Annotated in this window: 14 protein-coding genes; 10 read left to right on the forward strand and 4 right to left on the reverse strand. The window is 71.9% G+C overall.

The genetic code is table 11. The annotated features are described in order from the left end of the window. The first annotated feature begins 14 nt into the window (after nt 1-14). From A6A27_RS00065 to A6A27_RS00100, 8 genes are all read left to right on the forward strand, one after another. Nucleotides 15-1019, forward strand: coding sequence for a Bug family tripartite tricarboxylate transporter substrate binding protein (locus tag A6A27_RS00065; protein ID WP_073832265.1), 1005 nt, complete (start codon nt 15-17; stop codon nt 1017-1019). Further along, nucleotides 1016-1588 (forward strand): tripartite tricarboxylate transporter TctB family protein, encoded by a 573-nt coding sequence (locus tag A6A27_RS00070; RefSeq protein WP_198940134.1) that lies wholly within the window; start codon nt 1016-1018, stop codon nt 1586-1588. The genes A6A27_RS00065 and A6A27_RS00070 overlap by 4 nt, the downstream gene beginning before the upstream one ends. Next, nucleotides 1588-3123 (forward strand): tripartite tricarboxylate transporter permease, encoded by a 1536-nt coding sequence (locus tag A6A27_RS00075; protein ID WP_073832266.1) that lies wholly within the window; start codon nt 1588-1590, stop codon nt 3121-3123. Before A6A27_RS00070 ends, A6A27_RS00075 begins: the two co-directional genes overlap by 1 nt. Before the next feature lie 21 nt (nt 3124-3144). Further along, nucleotides 3145-4569: a bifunctional 2-methylcitrate dehydratase/aconitate hydratase gene (locus tag A6A27_RS00080; RefSeq protein ID WP_073832267.1), complete on the forward strand. Its 1425-nt coding sequence runs from the start codon at nt 3145-3147 to the stop codon at nt 4567-4569. A 2-nt stretch (nt 4570-4571) separates the two neighbouring features. Next, nucleotides 4572-5750, forward strand: coding sequence for an MFS transporter (locus A6A27_RS00085; protein ID WP_073832268.1), 1179 nt, complete (start codon nt 4572-4574; stop codon nt 5748-5750). 188 nt (nt 5751-5938) lie between these two features. Continuing rightward, nucleotides 5939-8320: an acylase gene (locus A6A27_RS00090; RefSeq protein ID WP_073832269.1), complete on the forward strand. Its 2382-nt coding sequence runs from the start codon at nt 5939-5941 to the stop codon at nt 8318-8320. 291 nt (nt 8321-8611) lie between these two features. After that, nucleotides 8612-8917 carry a helix-turn-helix domain-containing protein gene (locus tag A6A27_RS00095; RefSeq protein WP_073832270.1) on the forward strand — a complete coding sequence of 102 codons (306 nt, stop codon included), beginning with the start codon at nt 8612-8614 and terminating at the stop codon, nt 8915-8917. Nucleotides 8918-9196: 279 nt separating this feature from the next. Beyond that, nucleotides 9197-10519 (forward strand): AAA domain-containing protein, encoded by a 1323-nt coding sequence (locus tag A6A27_RS00100; RefSeq protein ID WP_073832271.1) that lies wholly within the window; start codon nt 9197-9199, stop codon nt 10517-10519. A gap of 67 nt (nt 10520-10586) precedes the next feature. On the opposite strand, the gene A6A27_RS00105 is transcribed toward A6A27_RS00100, so the two are convergent. After that, entirely contained in the window at nt 10587-11456 is an 870-nt protein-coding gene (locus tag A6A27_RS00105) for an endonuclease/exonuclease/phosphatase family protein (RefSeq protein WP_198940135.1), read from the reverse strand. A 126-nt stretch (nt 11457-11582) separates the two neighbouring features. Here A6A27_RS00105 and A6A27_RS00110 point away from each other — a divergent pair, with 126 nt between their 5' ends. Continuing rightward, complete coding sequence (locus A6A27_RS00110) at nt 11583-12098, forward strand: MmyB family transcriptional regulator (RefSeq protein WP_198940136.1); 516 nt, start codon at nt 11583-11585, stop codon at nt 12096-12098. A gap of 43 nt (nt 12099-12141) precedes the next feature. Here A6A27_RS00110 and A6A27_RS00115 read toward each other — a convergent pair whose 3' ends face one another. The 3 genes from A6A27_RS00115 to A6A27_RS00125 form a co-directional block, all read right to left on the reverse strand. Next, nucleotides 12142-12768: a glyoxalase gene (locus A6A27_RS00115; RefSeq protein WP_073832665.1), complete on the reverse strand. Its 627-nt coding sequence runs from the start codon at nt 12766-12768 to the stop codon at nt 12142-12144. A gap of 5 nt (nt 12769-12773) precedes the next feature. Continuing rightward, nucleotides 12774-13244: a helix-turn-helix transcriptional regulator gene (locus A6A27_RS00120; RefSeq protein ID WP_073832273.1), complete on the reverse strand. Its 471-nt coding sequence runs from the start codon at nt 13242-13244 to the stop codon at nt 12774-12776. 142 nt (nt 13245-13386) lie between these two features. Next, nucleotides 13387-13797, reverse strand: a complete 411-nt coding sequence (locus tag A6A27_RS00125; RefSeq protein WP_073832666.1) for a VOC family protein — start codon at nt 13795-13797, stop codon at nt 13387-13389. 291 nt (nt 13798-14088) lie between these two features. Here A6A27_RS00125 and A6A27_RS00130 point away from each other — a divergent pair, with 291 nt between their 5' ends. Next, a complete protein-coding gene (locus A6A27_RS00130) occupies nt 14089-15048 on the forward strand; it encodes a DMT family transporter (RefSeq protein ID WP_083672347.1) in 960 nt (319 codons plus the stop codon). The last annotated feature ends 544 nt before the right edge of the window (nt 15049-15592 follow it).

Consider the following 15592-nt stretch of genomic DNA (forward strand, 5'->3'; position numbering starts at 1 on the left):
AAAGGAGAAGCACCATGCGCATCACCAGAACTGGCACCATCGCGGCCGTGTTGGCCGCGCTCGTCGCGACCGTCTCCGCATGCGGCGGCGGGTCCGCCAAGGGCGGCGGCGATCAGGGCGCGAAGCAACTCGCCCGGCTCAACATCATCGCCCCGGCCGCGCCGGGCAGCGGCTGGGACCAGACCGCCCGGGCGGTGCAGGACTCGCTCCAGAAGGCCGACCTGGCCCGCCAGGTCGAGGTGACCAACGTCCCCGGCGCCTCCGGCACCGTGGCGCTCGCCCAGGTGGCGCCGCAGAAGGGCAAGAAGGACCTGCTCATCATGTCCGGGCTGGCCATGATGAGCGGCGTCCTCACCAACGGCACGGACGTGACCCTGGACGACCTCACGCCGGTGGCCCGGCTGATCGGCGAGTACGAGACGATCGTGGTGCCGGCAAGTTCGCCGTACCAGAAGCTCGACGACCTGCTCGCCGCGATCAAGGCGGACCCGAAGAAGGTCCCGATCGCCGGTGGCTCTGCCGGCAGCGCGGACCAGATCTTCATCGGCCTGCTGGCAAAGGAGGCCGGAATCGACCCGGCCACGGTGAACTATGTGCCGTTCTCAGGCGGTGGCGAGGCCACCACCGCGCTGCTGGGCAACAAGGTCGCCGCGGGCGTCGCCGGCACCGGCGAGTTCCAGGAGCAGGTGAAGGCCGGCAAGCTGCGGGCGCTGGTGGTCTCCGCCGCGAAGCCGGTGGAGAGCATGCCAGGCGTGCCGACCGTCGCCGACGTTGGTCACCCGGGGGTCGAGTTCTACAACTGGCGCTCGATCATGGCGCCGAACGGGCTGACCGCCGAGCAGAAGAAGGCGTACGTGGACGCGGTTACCGCGATGCACGCCTCAGACGCGTGGAAGGCCACGCTGAAGGAGCGGGCCTGGGAGGACACCTTCCTGGCCGGTGACGAGTTCGGCACCTGGCTGGGGCAGGAGCAGACCCGGGTTAGGGGCGTCCTGACCGAGCTCGGACTGGTGAAGTGACCTCTCCAACCGACCAGCCCGGCACCGCCGGCCCGGTCGAGGGTCCGACCCCGGTCGGCGGGGTACCGCCGACCGGGGCGGCCCGGGGCCGGATCGCGTGGGGCGAACTCGCGTTCGGCGGACTCCTGTCGGCAGTCGCGGTGACCGTGCTGGTCGACGCGGCCGGACTGCCCGCCTCGACGTCGGCCTCCGGCGTCGGCCCGGCGTTCTTCCCGGCCATCGTCGGGGTCGCCCTGCTCGCCGTCGCCGCCGCCCTGATCGTCGCGGTGCTCCGGGGCCACCGGGGCACCCCCGACGAGGGCGAGGGTGACGTGGACCCGTCCCGCACCCAGGTCCGTCCGGCGCTGCTCGTGGTCGGCGCGGTACTCGCCCACGGGCTGCTGCTCGACCTGGCCGGCTACCTCGTCGCGGCGTTCGTCGCGTTCTGGGGCATCGCGTACGCGCTGGGCGCGCGCCACCCGGTCCGTACCCCGGTGATCTCACTCGCCGTGGCGGCGGTCGTCTACCTCGGCTTCACCTACGGCCTCGGCATCGACCTGCCTGCGGGCCCACTGGAAGGGATCGGCTGATGGACGGAATCAGCGAGCTGCTCGCGGGCTTCGCGGTCGCCCTCACCCTGACCAACCTCGGCTACGCGCTGATCGGCACGATCGTCGGCACGATGATCGGGGTGCTGCCCGGCATCGGGCCGGCACTCACCATCGCCCTGCTGCTGCCGCTGACCTACGGCCTCGAACCGGCCGGCGCGTTCATCATGTTCGCCGGCATCTACTACGGCGCGATGTACGGCGGCTCCACCACGTCCATCCTGCTCAAGACCCCCGGCGAGTCCGGCTCAATCATCACCGCGATCGACGGCAACAAGATGGCCCGGGCCGGCCGGGGCGCTGCCGCCCTGGCCACCGCCGCGATCGGCTCGTTCCTCGCCGGCACCATCGCCACCGGCCTGCTGGCCGTGGCCGCACCGAGGATCGTCGATCTGGCCGTACGCCTCGGCGCCCCCGACTACCTGGCCCTGATGGTGCTGGCCTTCATGTGCGTGGGTTCCCTGCTCGGCGGATCGATGCTGCGCGGCTTCGCCAGCCTCGGCCTCGGCCTGGCCATCGGCCTGGTCGGCATCGACTTCCAGAGCGGGCAGGCGCGGCTCGACTTCGGCCTGGTCCGGCTCCTCGACGGCATCGACACCGTGCTGCTCATCGTCGGGCTGTTCGCCATCGGTGAGGTGCTCTACGTCGCCGCGCACCAGCAGGCCAGCACCTTCGGCATCGCCTCGGTCGCCGGACAGCGCTGGATGACCCGGGACGACTGGCGCCGGTCATGGAAGCCATGGCTGCGCGGCACGGCGATCGGCTTCCCGCTCGGCACCATCCCCGCGGGCGGCTCGGAGGTCCCCACGTTCCTGTCGTACTCACTGGAGCGTCGGCTGTCCAGGCGGCCGGAGGAGTTCGGCAACGGCGCGATCGAGGGCGTCGCCGGGCCCGAGGCGGCGAACAACGCCAACGCCGCGGGCGCGTTGGTCCCGCTGCTCACCCTGGGCATCCCCACCTCCGCGACCGCCGCGGTGATCCTGGTGGCCTTCCAGCAGTACGGCATCCAGCCCGGCCCGCAACTCCTGGACACCGAGCCGGCGTTGGTCTGGGGACTGATCGCCAGCCTGTTCATCGGCAACGCGATCCTGCTCGTGCTCAACCTGCCGCTGGTCGGGCTGTGGGTGAAGATGCTGCACATCCCCAAGCCCTACCTGTACGCCGGCATCGGCCTGTTCGCCCTGGTCGGCGCGTACGCGGTCAACGGCTCGTCGTTCGACGTCTACCTGCTGCTGGTCGTCGGTGTCCTGGGTTACTTCATGCGTCGCTTCGGCTTCCCGATCGCCCCGCTCATCGTGGGCGCCATCCTGGGCCCGCTCGCCGAGTTGCAACTGCGCCGGGCGCTGGACATCGCCGGTGGCGACCTGACCACCCTGGTCAGCACCCCGTTCACCGTGACGGTCTACAGCCTCCTGGCGCTCGTGCTGTGCGTCCCGGCGCTGCTGCGGCTACGGACCCGGCGAGCCCAGCAGGCCGCGGGCATCCCAACCCCCGACCGCGAATCCTCCACCGTCTAGCACGATCCGATAGGAGAGCTGATGTCCGCCGCCTACGACGATGTCGTGGTACAGATAGCCGAGTATGCCGCCCACCCGGAGCGGATCGAATCCGAGCTGGCCCTGCGAACCGCCCACCTGTCCTTCCTCGACGCCACCGCCTGCGCCTTCCTCGGGCTGGCCGACGCCGAGTGCCGGCGGACCGCGGAGCCGCTGTTTCCGACCGCCGCGCCGCACCCCAGCCGGGTGCTGGCGACCGGCTACGCCACCGACCCGGTGCAGGCGGCGTTCAGCACCGGCACGCTGATCCGCTGGCTCGACTTCAACGACACCTGGCTGGCTCTGGAGTGGGGCCACCCGTCGGACAACCTGGCCGCCATCCTGCCGCTGGCCGACCACCTCGCCCAGCGGGCCCGAGCCACCGGCGGCACCCCGCCGACCGTGCGCGACGTGCTGGTCGCCATGATCCAGGCGCACGAAATCCAGGGTGTGCTTGCTCTCGGTACCGCGCTCAACCGGCACGGGCTGGACCACGTCGCGTACGTCCGGATCGCCTCGACCGCGGTGGCCACGCGGCTGCTCGGCGGTTCCGAGGAGGACATGCGGCGGGCTCTCGGGCACGCCTGGGTCGACGGCGGTGCACTGCGCACGTACCGGCACACGCCGAACGTGACCTGGCGTAAATCCTGGGCGGCCGGTGACGCGGCCAGCCGGGCGGTCCGGCTGGCCTACCTAGCGCTGCGCGGCGCGGAGAGCCCACGTACCCCGCTAACTGCGAAGGGCTGGGGTTTCCAGGACTCGCTGCTCGGCGGGCACCAGGTCACCCTGCCACAGCCGCTGGCCAGCTACGTGATGGAGAACGTGCTGCTCAAGCCGTGGTTCCCGGCCGAGTACCACGGCCAGACGGCGGTAGAAGCCGCCTTCCGGCTCGCCCCGGCGGTAGGCGACCGGGTCACCGAGATCGACCGGATCGAGATCCGAACGCACGAGGCGGCGGTCCGGATCATCGACAAGACCGGCCCCCTGGCCAACCCGGCCGATCGGGATCACTGCCTGCAGTACATGGTGGCCATCGCCCTGCTGCACGGCCGGCTGGACGAGGAGCACTACACCGACGAGGCGGCGACCGACCCCCGGGTGGACGCGCTACGGGAGCGGATGATCGTCACCGAGGACCCGGAGTACAGCCGCGCCTACCTCGACCCCGCCGAGCGGGCGGTGGCCAACGCGCTGCGGATCACCTTCTCCGACGGCACCGACACCGGTTGGCAGGAGATCCGCATCCCGATCGGCCACCCGCGACGCCGGCCCGAGGCCGAGCCGCTGGTGCGGGACAAGCTGCGCCGCGGGCTCGGCTCGGCGCTGCCCGACGAGCGCGCGGAACTGGTGGCCGAGCGCCTCGCCGATCGGGACGCCCTCCTCGACACGCCAGCCGACGACCTGCTCGATCTGCTCGTCGTGCCCTGACCGTGCGCCCACGCGACTCGGCACGGGCCGCCGGTTGGCCGTGGGCACTGCTCCTGCACACCGTGCTCCTGCAGTCGGTCACCTTCCTGCTCCGGCCCACCACGTCGTACCGGGCGCTGGAACTCGGCGTCCCGGCCGCGTGGCTGGGGCTCATCTCGGCCAGCTTCGCGGTGCTGCCGCTGCTGGCCGCCGTGCTGATCGGCCGGGCGACGGACCGGCACGGGGAACGCCCCGCCCTGCTGGCGGGCGCGCTGCTCGTGCTGGTCGCCGCCGCCGGCCTGACCGCGTTCGCCGACTCGCTGACCGGGCTGGTGCTGTGGAGCGCGGTGCTCGGCCTGGGCCACCTGCTCTCCGTCGTCGGGCAACAGGCGTGGGTGGCCCGATCCACGGTCGACGCCGGGCTGGACATCGCCTTCGGGCGTTACACGTTCGCCGTGTCGCTGGGCCAGGCGGTCGGGCCCGTCCTGATCACCGTGCTCGGCGGCGGCGGGCTGGTCCCGGACACCGAACGGGTCTTCGCCGGCGCGCTCGCCGGTGCCGGTGCGCTGCTCGCCACCGGCCTGCTGCTGCGGCCCCGGCCGCGCCCCTCCGCGGCCGGCCGGCCGGGTAGGCGCGACCCGATGGGTACGGTGCTGCGGGTGCCCGGGCTCGGCCGGGCCATCCTGGCCAGCCTCACCGTGCTGGCCGCCGTCGACCTGCTGGTCATCTACCTGCCGGCCCTCGGCGCCGAGCAGGGCATCGCGGCGCGCGTGATTGGCGCACTCCTGGCGCTACGGGCCGGCGCCTCGATGGTGTCGCGGCTGTTCCTGGGGGCCCTGGTCGAGCGGACAGGCCGGATGCGGCTGCTGGTCGGCAGCATCGCCGCGTCCGCCGTGGCGGTGGCGGTGCTGGCGGTCCCGCTGCCGCTATGGGCGCTCGGCGTCGCGGTGGTCGCCGCCGGTCTCGGGCTGGGCATCGGGCAGCCGCTGACCATGTCCTGGATCACCCTGGCCGCTCCACCCGGGGCGCGGGCCACCGCGCTCGCGCTCCGGCTCAGCGGCAATCGGCTGGGCCAGCTCGTCGTACCGGCAGGGGTGGGACTGGTGGCCGCCAGCGCCGGGGTGGCCGGTGTCCTGCTGACCACCGCGGTCGCGCTCGGCGCGGTGGCCGTATCCACGGCCCGCGGCTCGCCCGGACGGTGACCGCGGGTCGTCGTCGGCCAGGTCGTAGCTCGCCAGCCGCCGTTCCCCTCCGGGCAATCCCGGAGCGACCTGGGTGATCTTCCCCGATGGCCGGACCGGCCGGCGTCCCTATCCTGGGTCTGGAGTAGACACTCGACATACGGGGAGGACCTCCGAGTGACCCAGCCACACCCGCAGCGAGCCGCCCGATGAGGCCGCGCCGGATCGCCGCCGCCAGCACCGCCGTAGCCCTCGTCGCCGCCGGCCTCACCGCCACCACCGGCCCTGCCGCCGCCAAGGCCGGCGACTACTCGGCCCTCATCCAGCGCGCCTCCTACGGCGTACCGCACATCACCGCCCACGACTTCGCCAGCCTCGGCTACGGTGTCGGCTACGTCCAGGCCGAGGACAACATCTGCACCATCGCCGAGACCGTCGCCACCGTCCGCGCCCAACGCGCCCGCTGGTTCGGTACGTCCGGCGAAGCGGCGACCAACGTCACCAGCGACCTGTTCCAGCAGAAGGTCATCGACGACCGCGTCGCCGAGCGGCTGCTCACCGGCCCCCGCGACGGCCTGCACTCACCCTCCGACGAGGTACGCGACCAGATCCGCGGCTTCGCCGCCGGCTACAACGCCTACCTGCGCCGCACCGGCGCCGCGAAACTGACCGACCCGGCCTGCGCCGGCAAGCCGTGGGTGCAGCCGATCACCGAGCTGGACCTGTGGCGCGCCCACTGGACCAGCATGGCCCGCGCCGGCTCCGCCGGCCTCGCCGACGGCATCGTCGCCGCCGCCCCACCCGGCAAGGGCGCTCCGACGAGCCCCGGCGAGATCACCGGCCAGCTCCCCGCCCCCGAGGCGGCGGCCCTCGTCGCCGCCCACGACGGCGCGCCGGCCGGAGTGGGCAGCAACGCGTACGCGCTCGGACGCGACGCCACCGCCAGCGGGGCGGGCATGCTGCTGGCCAACCCGCACTTCCCGTGGGACGGCCCGGACCGGTTCTACCGGATGCACCTCAAGATCCCCGGCCGCTACGACGTCGAGGGCGCCGCCCTGGTCGGCGACCCGTTCATCGAGATCGGCCACAACGGCCGGGTCGCCTGGAGCCACACCGTCTCCACCGCCCGCCGCTTCACCTGGCACAAGCTGACCCTCGTCCCCGGCGCCCCGACCAGCTACCGCTACGACGGCAAGCCCCGGAAGATGGCCGCCCGCACGGTCACCGTCCAAACCCCCGACGGGCCGGTCAGCCGCACCCTCTACGACACCCACTTCGGCCCCGTCGTCGTGGTGCCCGGCGTCTTCGACTGGACCGCCGACACCGCGTACGCGATCAGCGACCCCAACGCGGCCAACAACCGTGCCCTCGACGGCTGGCTGGCCATGGGACGGGCCCGGTCGGTGGCCGACCTGCGGGCGGCGCTGGACCGCCACCAGTCCCTGCCCTGGGTCAACGTCATCGCCGCCGACAGCGACGGCAAGGCCCTCTACGCCGACCACTCCGTCGTACCCCGGGTCACCGACCACCTCGCCGCCACCTGCATCCCCGTCGCCTGGCGCGACCTCTACGCCGGCAGCGGCGAGGCCGTCCTCGACGGCTCCCGCTCCGCCTGCGAGCTGGGCCGGGACCCCGACGCCGCCGTACCGGGCATCTTCGGCCCGGCGCACCTGCCCACGCTGGTCCGCAACGACTACGTGACCAACTCCAACGACAGCTACTGGCTCGCCAACCCGCAGCAGCCCCTGGAACGCTTCCCGCGCATCATCGGCAACGAGCGGACCGAACGCAGCCTGCGTACCCGGCTCGGCGTCCACCAGGTGCGGCAGCGCCTCGCCGGCACCGACGGGCTCCCCGGCACCCGCTTCACCACCGGCAACCTGTGGGCGGTCACCCTCGGCAACCGCGCCTACGGCGGCGAACTGGTCCGCGACGACCTGGTGAGATCGTGTACGGCCGACCCGGTCGCCACCGCCTCCGACGGCACCCGGGTCGACCTGAGCGCCGCCTGCGCCGCCCTGCGCGGCTGGGACCTTCGGGTCGACCTGGACAGCCGCGGCTCGCACGTGTTCACCGAGTTCGCCCGCGCCGGCGGCCTGCGCTTCGCCGACCGCTTCGACCCCGCCAACCCGCTCACCACCCCAAGCCGGCTCGCCATCGACGACCCTCGGATCCGCACCGCCCTCGCGGACGCCGTTCAGCTGCTCGACGGCATCCCGCTCAACGCGCGCCTCGGCGACATCCAGACCGAGCCGCGCGGCGCCGAACGGATCCCGATCCACGGCGGGTGGCCCGAGGCCGGCGTCTTCAACATGACGATCAACCTGGTGCAACCCGGCGTCGGCTACCCGAAGGTGGTGCACGGCACGTCGTTCCTGATGGCCGTCGAGCTGGGCCCGAACGGGCCGTCGGGCCGGCAGATCCTCACCTACTCACAGTCCGCCAACCCGAACTCCCCCTGGTACGCCGACCAGACCCGGCTCTACTCAGGCAAGGGCTTCGACACCATCAAGTTCACCGAACGGCAGCTCAAGGCCGACCCCAACCTGGTCACCTACCGGGTGGGGGAGCGCGCCGCCGCTGACCGGTAGGGGGTGACAGGGGTGGGCCGGTGGCGGTGTGGCCGCCACCGGCCCACCCGCCCACCCGCTGCTGGTGCTGTGAACCGACCGTGGGTGGACTCGGTTGGCTATCGCGGAGCTGGTGTCGACGGCTCGCCATTTTGCCGGTATCGGTGCGATGACCTGGTTGCGGACGTGCTGGTAGATGATCGAGCTGCGGAAACGGATGATCTCGCGATGGAAAGGTTGGTACGAGACCAACATCCTCGAGGCCGACCGGCTCTTCTCCGAACACCTTCGGACGTTGGAAGGACAACGCTGATGGCACGCAGCTGGCGGGACACCCGCTCCCGCATGAACCTGGACGAGGCCAAGGTCGCCGAGCACAAGGAGCGGATGCTCGCTGAGGTCCGCGCCACTCGGCTGCGTGAGATGCGTGAGCGTCGCGGCCTGACCCAGCGGGAGGTCGCCGACCGCATGCACGTCTCGCAGCCTCGGGTGGCCGCGATCGAGAAGGGTGAGGTGCCGGCGACCGAGGTCGGCACCATCGAGCGGTACGTCGCCGCCCTCGGCGGCAAGCTGGAGATCGTCGCCGACTTTGATGGTGATCGGCTCGCGCTGAGCTGATTGACGACAAAGCAGAAGGGGATGTCATCATCGACGTCCCCTTCTGCTTTACGCGCCACCCTCTTCCGCGAACGAGAAGACGCTGGCGTTCGCTATGAACCGAGACGACGTCCCCGCGGCTGCGCCTACTTGAATGCGACGGTCACCGTAGCGCCGGGTGGGGACGCCGCAGCTGACCGGCGGGAGGGCGCGATCCAGTGGCGTCCGCCAGCGGCCCGCACCCGACTCGTATGGTGACGGGACCCGCTGCCCGCTCGGGCGCGGCCGGGAGGGGGAAGGATGCTCGCGGGATTGTCGGTGCCGCCCACGGTCGAGGCGGAACGGGTCATCACCGCCGTGCTCGCCGGCCTGCGCTCCGGCCAGCACCGGGGCGTGGTGGTCGACTCGCCGCCCGGCGCAGGCAAGTCCACCCTCGTGGTCCGCGCCGCCGTCGAGCTGGCCACCGCCGGCGAGCCGCTGATCATCATCGCGCAGACCAACGAGCAGGTCGACGACCTCATCGACCGCGTCGCCCGCAAGGCACCCGAGCTGCGCATCGGCCGGCTCTCCGCCACCGACTACAAGCCGACCGAGCGGGTCGAGAGCCACGAGAGGGTCCGGGTCGCCGCCAAGGTCGCCGACCTCGCCGCCTCGGCCGTCATCATCGGTACGGCCGCCAAGTGGGCCACCGTCGCCGAGGGTTGCTGGCCGTGGGCGATCGTCGACGAGGCGTACCAGATGCGCTCCGATGCCCTGCTGCGCGTGGCCGGCCGGTTCGAGCGGGCGCTGTTCGTGGGTGATCCCGGGCAGCTCGACCCGTTCTCCACCGTCGAGACGGCCCGCTGGACTGGCCTGACCTGGGATCCGATGCAGTCGGCGGTGGCCACCCTGCTGCGGCACAACCCGGACCTGCCCGTACACCGGCTGCCGGTGTCCTGGCGGCTGCCCGCCACCGCCGCGCCGGTGGTGGCGGCGGCGTTCTACCCCTTCACCGGGTTCCGGTCCGGCACCGGGCCCACCGACCGCGCCCTCTCGCTCACCGAGCCCGGGCCCGGCGACGCCTACGACGCGACGGTGGACGTGGCAGCGGCCACCGGCTGGGGACTGTACGAACTGCCGGCCCGGCACACGCTGCGTACCGATGGGGAGGCCGCCACGGCCTGCGCGGCCCTCGCCCTGCGGGTGCTGGCACGGGGTGCGGTCGCGATCTCCGAACAGGCGCCCGACGGCGCCCCGGTGACCGCGGACCGGATCGCCATCGGCGCAGCCCACCGCGACCAGGTGGCCGCCATCCGGTCGCAACTCGGCGAGGCCGGCGCGGGAATCACCGTCGACACCGCCAACCGGCTGCAGGGCCGGGAGTACGACGTGACGGTCGTGCTGCACCCGCTGTCCGGGCGGCGGGACGCCACCGCGTTCCACCTGGAGTCGGGGCGGCTGTGCGTGCTGGCCTCCCGGCACCGGCACGCATGCCTCGTGGTGGCCCGGGCCGGGATCGCCGAACTGCTCGACGCCCACCCGTCGACCGAGCGGGTGCACCTGGACGTACCGGTGAAGTTCCCGGACGGCTGGGAAGCCAACCAGACGATGCTGACCCACCTCGCCGCGCACCACGCCCGCTGACCGGGGACCGTGGCGGTGGCGCTCCGGTCCCGGAGCCGGAGCACCGCCGCGTCGGCTGCCGCCCGGATCAGTTGCCGCGCTGGTGCAGCAGGAGGTCAGCGACCACCGGCCGATGGTCCGACGCCGCCGTCGCTACGGCGTCCGTGCCCACCACGGTGATGTCCGGCGAGACACTGATGACGTCGATCCGCTTCACCGGGTTGATCGCCGGGTACGTCTTGGCGCCCGTCGGGGCGGCATCACGCAGGTCCTGCCACAGGGCGGCCAGCTCGTGCGCCCCCGGCTCCGCGTTGAGGTCGCCGACCAGCACCTTCGGCCCGTAATCGGCGGCCAGGATGTTCAGCGTGTCCGCGACCTGCATGCGCCGCACGGTCGGGTCTCCCCGGTAGTCGAGGTGCGTGGAGTACACGTGCACGTGCGCACCCCGCACGTTGATCGTCACCTCGGCGAAGCCCGGCGCCGGGGCCGGCACCGGGTTGGGCACCTGGGTGGACAGCCGGGTGATCTCGTTGTTCACCGCATCAAGGATCGGATAGCGGCTGAGCACCGCGACCCCGTACTGCCGGCGGGGCGCGCCGGCGGTCAGCGGGTCGAAGTCGTAGATCGGCGCGAAGAAGGCCCACATGCCCAGCCGATCGGCGAGCTCCTGGGCCTCGTCGATGAAGTCGCTGCGGTCACCCCAGTGGACATCGACCTCCTGCAGGCCGACCACGTCGGCGTTCAGCGCCCGGATCGCCTCGGCGGTCCGGTCGAGGTCGAAGACGTTGTCCTCGCCGGCCCCGGCGTGGATGTTGTAGGTGGCCACGCGCAGCGCCACGGGCGGCGCGGCCGCTCCCGCGGGCTCGATCGCGCCGGCCGGCGCGGCCAGCGACAGCGGTGCCAGCGCGGCGGCGAGCGCGGTGCCGAGCAGCATACGGCGACGAATGCTCAGTCTCAACGGGTCCTCCCGAGATCAGACGGTGGAAAGGCCAGCCGAAGAGGCGTTTCCTCCGGTTCGAGAACGGCGCACAGTTCGCCCGGTAGGGGGCGCAAATGACCCTAAGCGCCGCTCGTGAAGCCGTCGATGATCTCTGGCCGAAGCCGGTATGACCAGCCGGTAGCGCGTCGATGGCGACCGTCGAGGCGACAGTGCAGCGCAACCAGCTGGGAGCCACTCGGTGCCCTCGCCCGCAGCGAGATCTACCGGTGGTTCACCGAGCCCGCAGAGCGGCTGCGCTACCCCGAGGAGGACCGCGACCGGCAGAGCCGCGCCCAGGTCGCCAACCTGCGCGCCGCGTACGGGTCGATGGGCCCGCAGTCACGGGCCGGCGAGGTCGTGCGGGCCCCGCAGAAGGCGAGCGCGGAGTTAGCCGAGCTGTGGGAACGACATGAGGTGGCCAAGCGCTTCGAGGACCACAAGACGCTCATCCATCCCCAGCTCGGTGCGATCGAACTGGACTGCCAGGCATTGATCACCGAGGACCAGTCCCAGGCGCTGCTCGTGCTCACCGCGCCACCGCGCAGCGAGGGTTACGAGAAGCTGCAACTGCTCGCCGTGCTGGGACACGAGCAGTTCCCTGCCGACCCGACGCCGATCTAGTGACGGGGCTCGCCGGGCAAAGGGCCGAGCGAGCCCCCCTGAATCAGGGCGTGGGTGCCAGCGAGGCGGCCTCCCAGCCAAACCCGTCCGGATCGGTGAAAGCCCCGGCATCGCCGCCGATCATGAGCCGGTGCGATCCGGTGCCCTCGGGAGCGACGCCGACGTCCTTGGCAAGGGCACGGCGCCGGTACAGTGCCAGCTTGACCGGACTCGACCCAGAAGCGAACTCGACGTACATGCGGCCGAAGCTCTTCGCCACGGCTAGGCCGCGCTCGATGTAGAACCGCTTGCTCGCTGCCACGTCCGCGACACCCAGCAGGAGCACCAACTCGTCGATCTGCCGGGTCGCCGGGCCGGTGTCCTTCTTCGCCGAGGTCGCAACCTTCCAGATCGTCCCGTCCGGGGCCTGCACGACACCGCCGTAGCCCCAGAGCGACTTCGCGGCCGGCTTCAGCGTCGTGGCGCCAGCGTCCAGGGCGGCACCGATGAAGCCGTTGACGGTGGCCGGCTGGGACACCGTGAGCGCCAGCGTGAACCCACGGAAACCGGTCGTCGGTGCCTCCGAGGCCCGCAGGCGAATCTGTGCGTCCAGACCGAAGGCGGCGGTGTAGAAGCGGCTGGCGGCCGCGGGGTCGGCCACCTCGAGGGTGACGGATTCGATGGATGGCATGGCAATCACGCTAGTTGCGGCTCGGCGACCAGGGCTTCTTGATTCCTGACCGGTCTGGTCACCTGCTTCGCCACACACGACGGCATCCCCGCCGTGGCACCCGTCGCGCGGCGCCGGTAGGCGCTGGGCGACATGCCGACCAGCTCGGTGAAGCGGGTGCTGAAGGTGCCCAGCGAGGAGCACCCGACCGCGAAGCAGACCTCGGTGACGGTGAGATCGCCACACCGCAGCAGCAGCAGCGCCGCCGCCCGCTCGATGCGCCGCGTCATCAGGTACGCGTACGGCGACTCGCCGTAGGCCAGCCGGAACTGGCGGCTGAGGTGCCCAGCCGACATGTTCACGCCGCGCGCGAGCGCCTCGACGTTCAGCGGCTGCGCGTACTCCCGGTCGATCCGGTCGCGGACCCGGCGCAGTCGAGCGAGGTCGGTGAGGCGGTGCGCCGCGGTGAGCGCGCGCCCCCACGAGGGGTGACACATGAGTGAGCTCCTTCCATCGATGCCCGCGAGCATGGAGCGGCCCGCCGAGGGGTGTGAGCGAGGGCGCCGGCCGGGAAGGGCCGGCCGCCGCGTTCCCGCAGGTGGTCGTGGCACCGGCCAGCATGGCCAAGTGACCGGAGGTTCAGCGAAGCTCCTGGATGCGGACCAGGTTGCCGGCGGGATCGCGGAAGGCGCAGTCGCGGATGCCGTACGGCTGCTCGGTCGGCTCCTGGACGACCTCGGCGTCGCCGGCCTGCAGCTTCTCGAAGGTGCCGTTGAGGTCCCGGGTGGCCAGCAGGATCCAGCCGTAGGTGCCCTTGGCCATCATTTCGGCGATGGTGCGGCGTTCGTCCTCGGTGATCCCAGGGTCGGCGGCCGGCGGCGCCAGGAGGATGGACGTGTCGGGCTGGTTGACAGGGCCGACCGTGATCCAACGCATCTTGCCCTGTCCGACATCGGTGCGGACCTCGAAGCCGAGGACGTCGCGGTAGAAGGCCACGGACGCGTCCGGGTCGACATGCGGAAGGACGCTCGTGTGAATGGTGATGTCCATGACGATCATGCTAGGCGCGGCTCCATGGCCTGCACTTCTTGATTCCTGATCGATCTTGGCCACTTCACCCTCAGCCGGGACAGGCCTTTCCTCAGCCACCGGTCCCGGCAGCTACGATCGCGGCGTGAACTCCTACTGGCACGTCGTTCTGCCGCCGCTCTGCGCCTGATCGGGCGCAGACACTGATGGTGTGAACCCCTGACCCCCGTCGACCACGGGGCGGTCAGGTTCCTGTGGTGCGCCCGTTTCGGATCCAGTCCCAGACGCATTCGACGACGGAAGACCACGACTGTGCCGAACCGCATTTCACCTCAAGCTCCCACCTACCCGGCCACCGGCCAACGCCCCTCCCGCACCGGTTCCCTGGGCGGCCCCGTACCCATCCTCACCGCAGCCGTTCTGTGGGGTACGACCGGGACCGCAAGCTCCCTGGCACCCGCCGGTGCACCGGCAGCGGCGATCGGCGGCGCCGGTCTCACCCTCGGCGGCACCCTGCTGTTCCTCACCTCACGCCGCGCCCGCTCGCTGCCCGCCAGCTGCACCCGACCCGAGCGGTGGCTGCTCGCCCTGGGCGCGCTGGCGGTGGCCGGTTATCCGGTCACCTTCTACCCCGCCGTGGCCCGGACCGGCGTGGCGGTAGCCACCGTGGTTGCCCTGGGCAGCGCGCCGGTCTTCGCCGGCCTGCTGTCCTGGATCACCTCGCAGGCCCGGCCGACCGCACGCTGGAGCGGCGCCACCGCGGCCGCCGTGCTGGGCTGCATCCTCCTGGTGCTCGGCCCCGAACTCACCGGACATGCCGCGCCCATCGACCTGACGGGCGTCGCGCTCGCCGGATGCGCCGGCCTGTCGTACGCCGCCTACTCGCTGATCGGCGGGAAACTGATCACCCGCGAACACCCTTCCGATGCGGTGATGGGCGTGCTGTTCGGCGCCGCCGGGCTGCTCGCCCTGCCGCTCGTGCTGTTCACCAACCCGCAGTGGCTCGCCACCATCCGCGGCGCGGCGGTGGCGCTGTACCTTGCCCTGTTCACCGTCTACCTGGCCTACCGGCTCTTCGGGCACGGACTGCGCCGTACCCCCGCGTCGGTGGCCACGTCGCTGACCCTGGCCGAACCTGCCGTGGCAGCGGTCCTGGGTGTCGCCGTCCTCGATGAACGCCTGCCGGCCGCATCGTGGTCCGGAATGGTCGTCCTCGCCCTGGGCCTGGTCCTGCTGACCGTCCCCGGAGGTGCTGGTAGCCGAGGACGATGAGCCGCCGCCCGGGCAGTCCGCCGGCTTCGTCGTGACGGACGGCAGCGACAGTTCAGCGGGGAAATGCCGTGGCCGGGTGCGCCTTACCAAGCCGCACCCGGCCACGCCACTCACGCCAGGCTTGCGCTGAACCTCCCCCACGCGAGGCGGCGGGGGCGCACGCGGTTCAGCTCAGGCAGGGCCGGCTAACGAGCCAGCACGACCACGACCGTGGCCAAGCATCCGATCATCACGGTCGTGACGGCCAACGCCACGTAGGGCAACCAGTCGCGCGGCTCCGGTACCGGCTGCGTTGGCTGATTCCGCGCGTCGGGCGCTGGCCGGCTGTTCATGGCTGGCCAACGGGGCGGCGGTGTGCGGGTGGTTGATTCGACGATCACGGGGCCTCCGGCAGCGTCAGGGGTCGCTGTTACGGGTCGGACTGTGGAGGCCGGACGGGACTGCGGGGGAGGTGTGGGCCGACATCCCGCCCGGCGAAGGGTCTGGCCATGCTTTGCGGCCGTCCCTGGTAGGTGAGCGTCGATCCGTTGCCCGGCGTTACAGC

The sequence above is a fragment of the Micromonospora sp. CB01531 genome, from assembly GCF_001905095.1.
In the GTDB taxonomy this organism is placed as follows: domain Bacteria; phylum Actinomycetota; class Actinomycetes; order Mycobacteriales; family Micromonosporaceae; genus Micromonospora.

Coding starts and splice junctions, on each gene's coding strand:
- A6A27_RS00065 (WP_073832265.1), top strand. CDS start 15: ATGCGCATCACCAGAACTGGCACCATCGCGGCCGTGTTGGCCGCGCTC.
- A6A27_RS00075 (WP_073832266.1), top strand. CDS start 1,588: ATGGACGGAATCAGCGAGCTGCTCGCGGGCTTCGCGGTCGCCCTCACC.
- A6A27_RS00080 (WP_073832267.1), top strand. CDS start 3,145: ATGTCCGCCGCCTACGACGATGTCGTGGTACAGATAGCCGAGTATGCC.
- A6A27_RS00090 (WP_073832269.1), top strand. CDS start 5,939: ATGAGGCCGCGCCGGATCGCCGCCGCCAGCACCGCCGTAGCCCTCGTC.
- A6A27_RS00095 (WP_073832270.1), top strand. CDS start 8,612: ATGGCACGCAGCTGGCGGGACACCCGCTCCCGCATGAACCTGGACGAG.
- A6A27_RS00100 (WP_073832271.1), top strand. CDS start 9,197: ATGCTCGCGGGATTGTCGGTGCCGCCCACGGTCGAGGCGGAACGGGTC.
- A6A27_RS00110 (WP_198940136.1), top strand. CDS start 11,583: ATGATCTCTGGCCGAAGCCGGTATGACCAGCCGGTAGCGCGTCGATGG.
- A6A27_RS00115 (WP_073832665.1), bottom strand. CDS start 12,768: ATGCCATCCATCGAATCCGTCACCCTCGAGGTGGCCGACCCCGCGGCC.
- A6A27_RS00120 (WP_073832273.1), bottom strand. CDS start 13,244: ATGTGTCACCCCTCGTGGGGGCGCGCGCTCACCGCGGCGCACCGCCTC.
- A6A27_RS00125 (WP_073832666.1), bottom strand. CDS start 13,797: ATGGACATCACCATTCACACGAGCGTCCTTCCGCATGTCGACCCGGAC.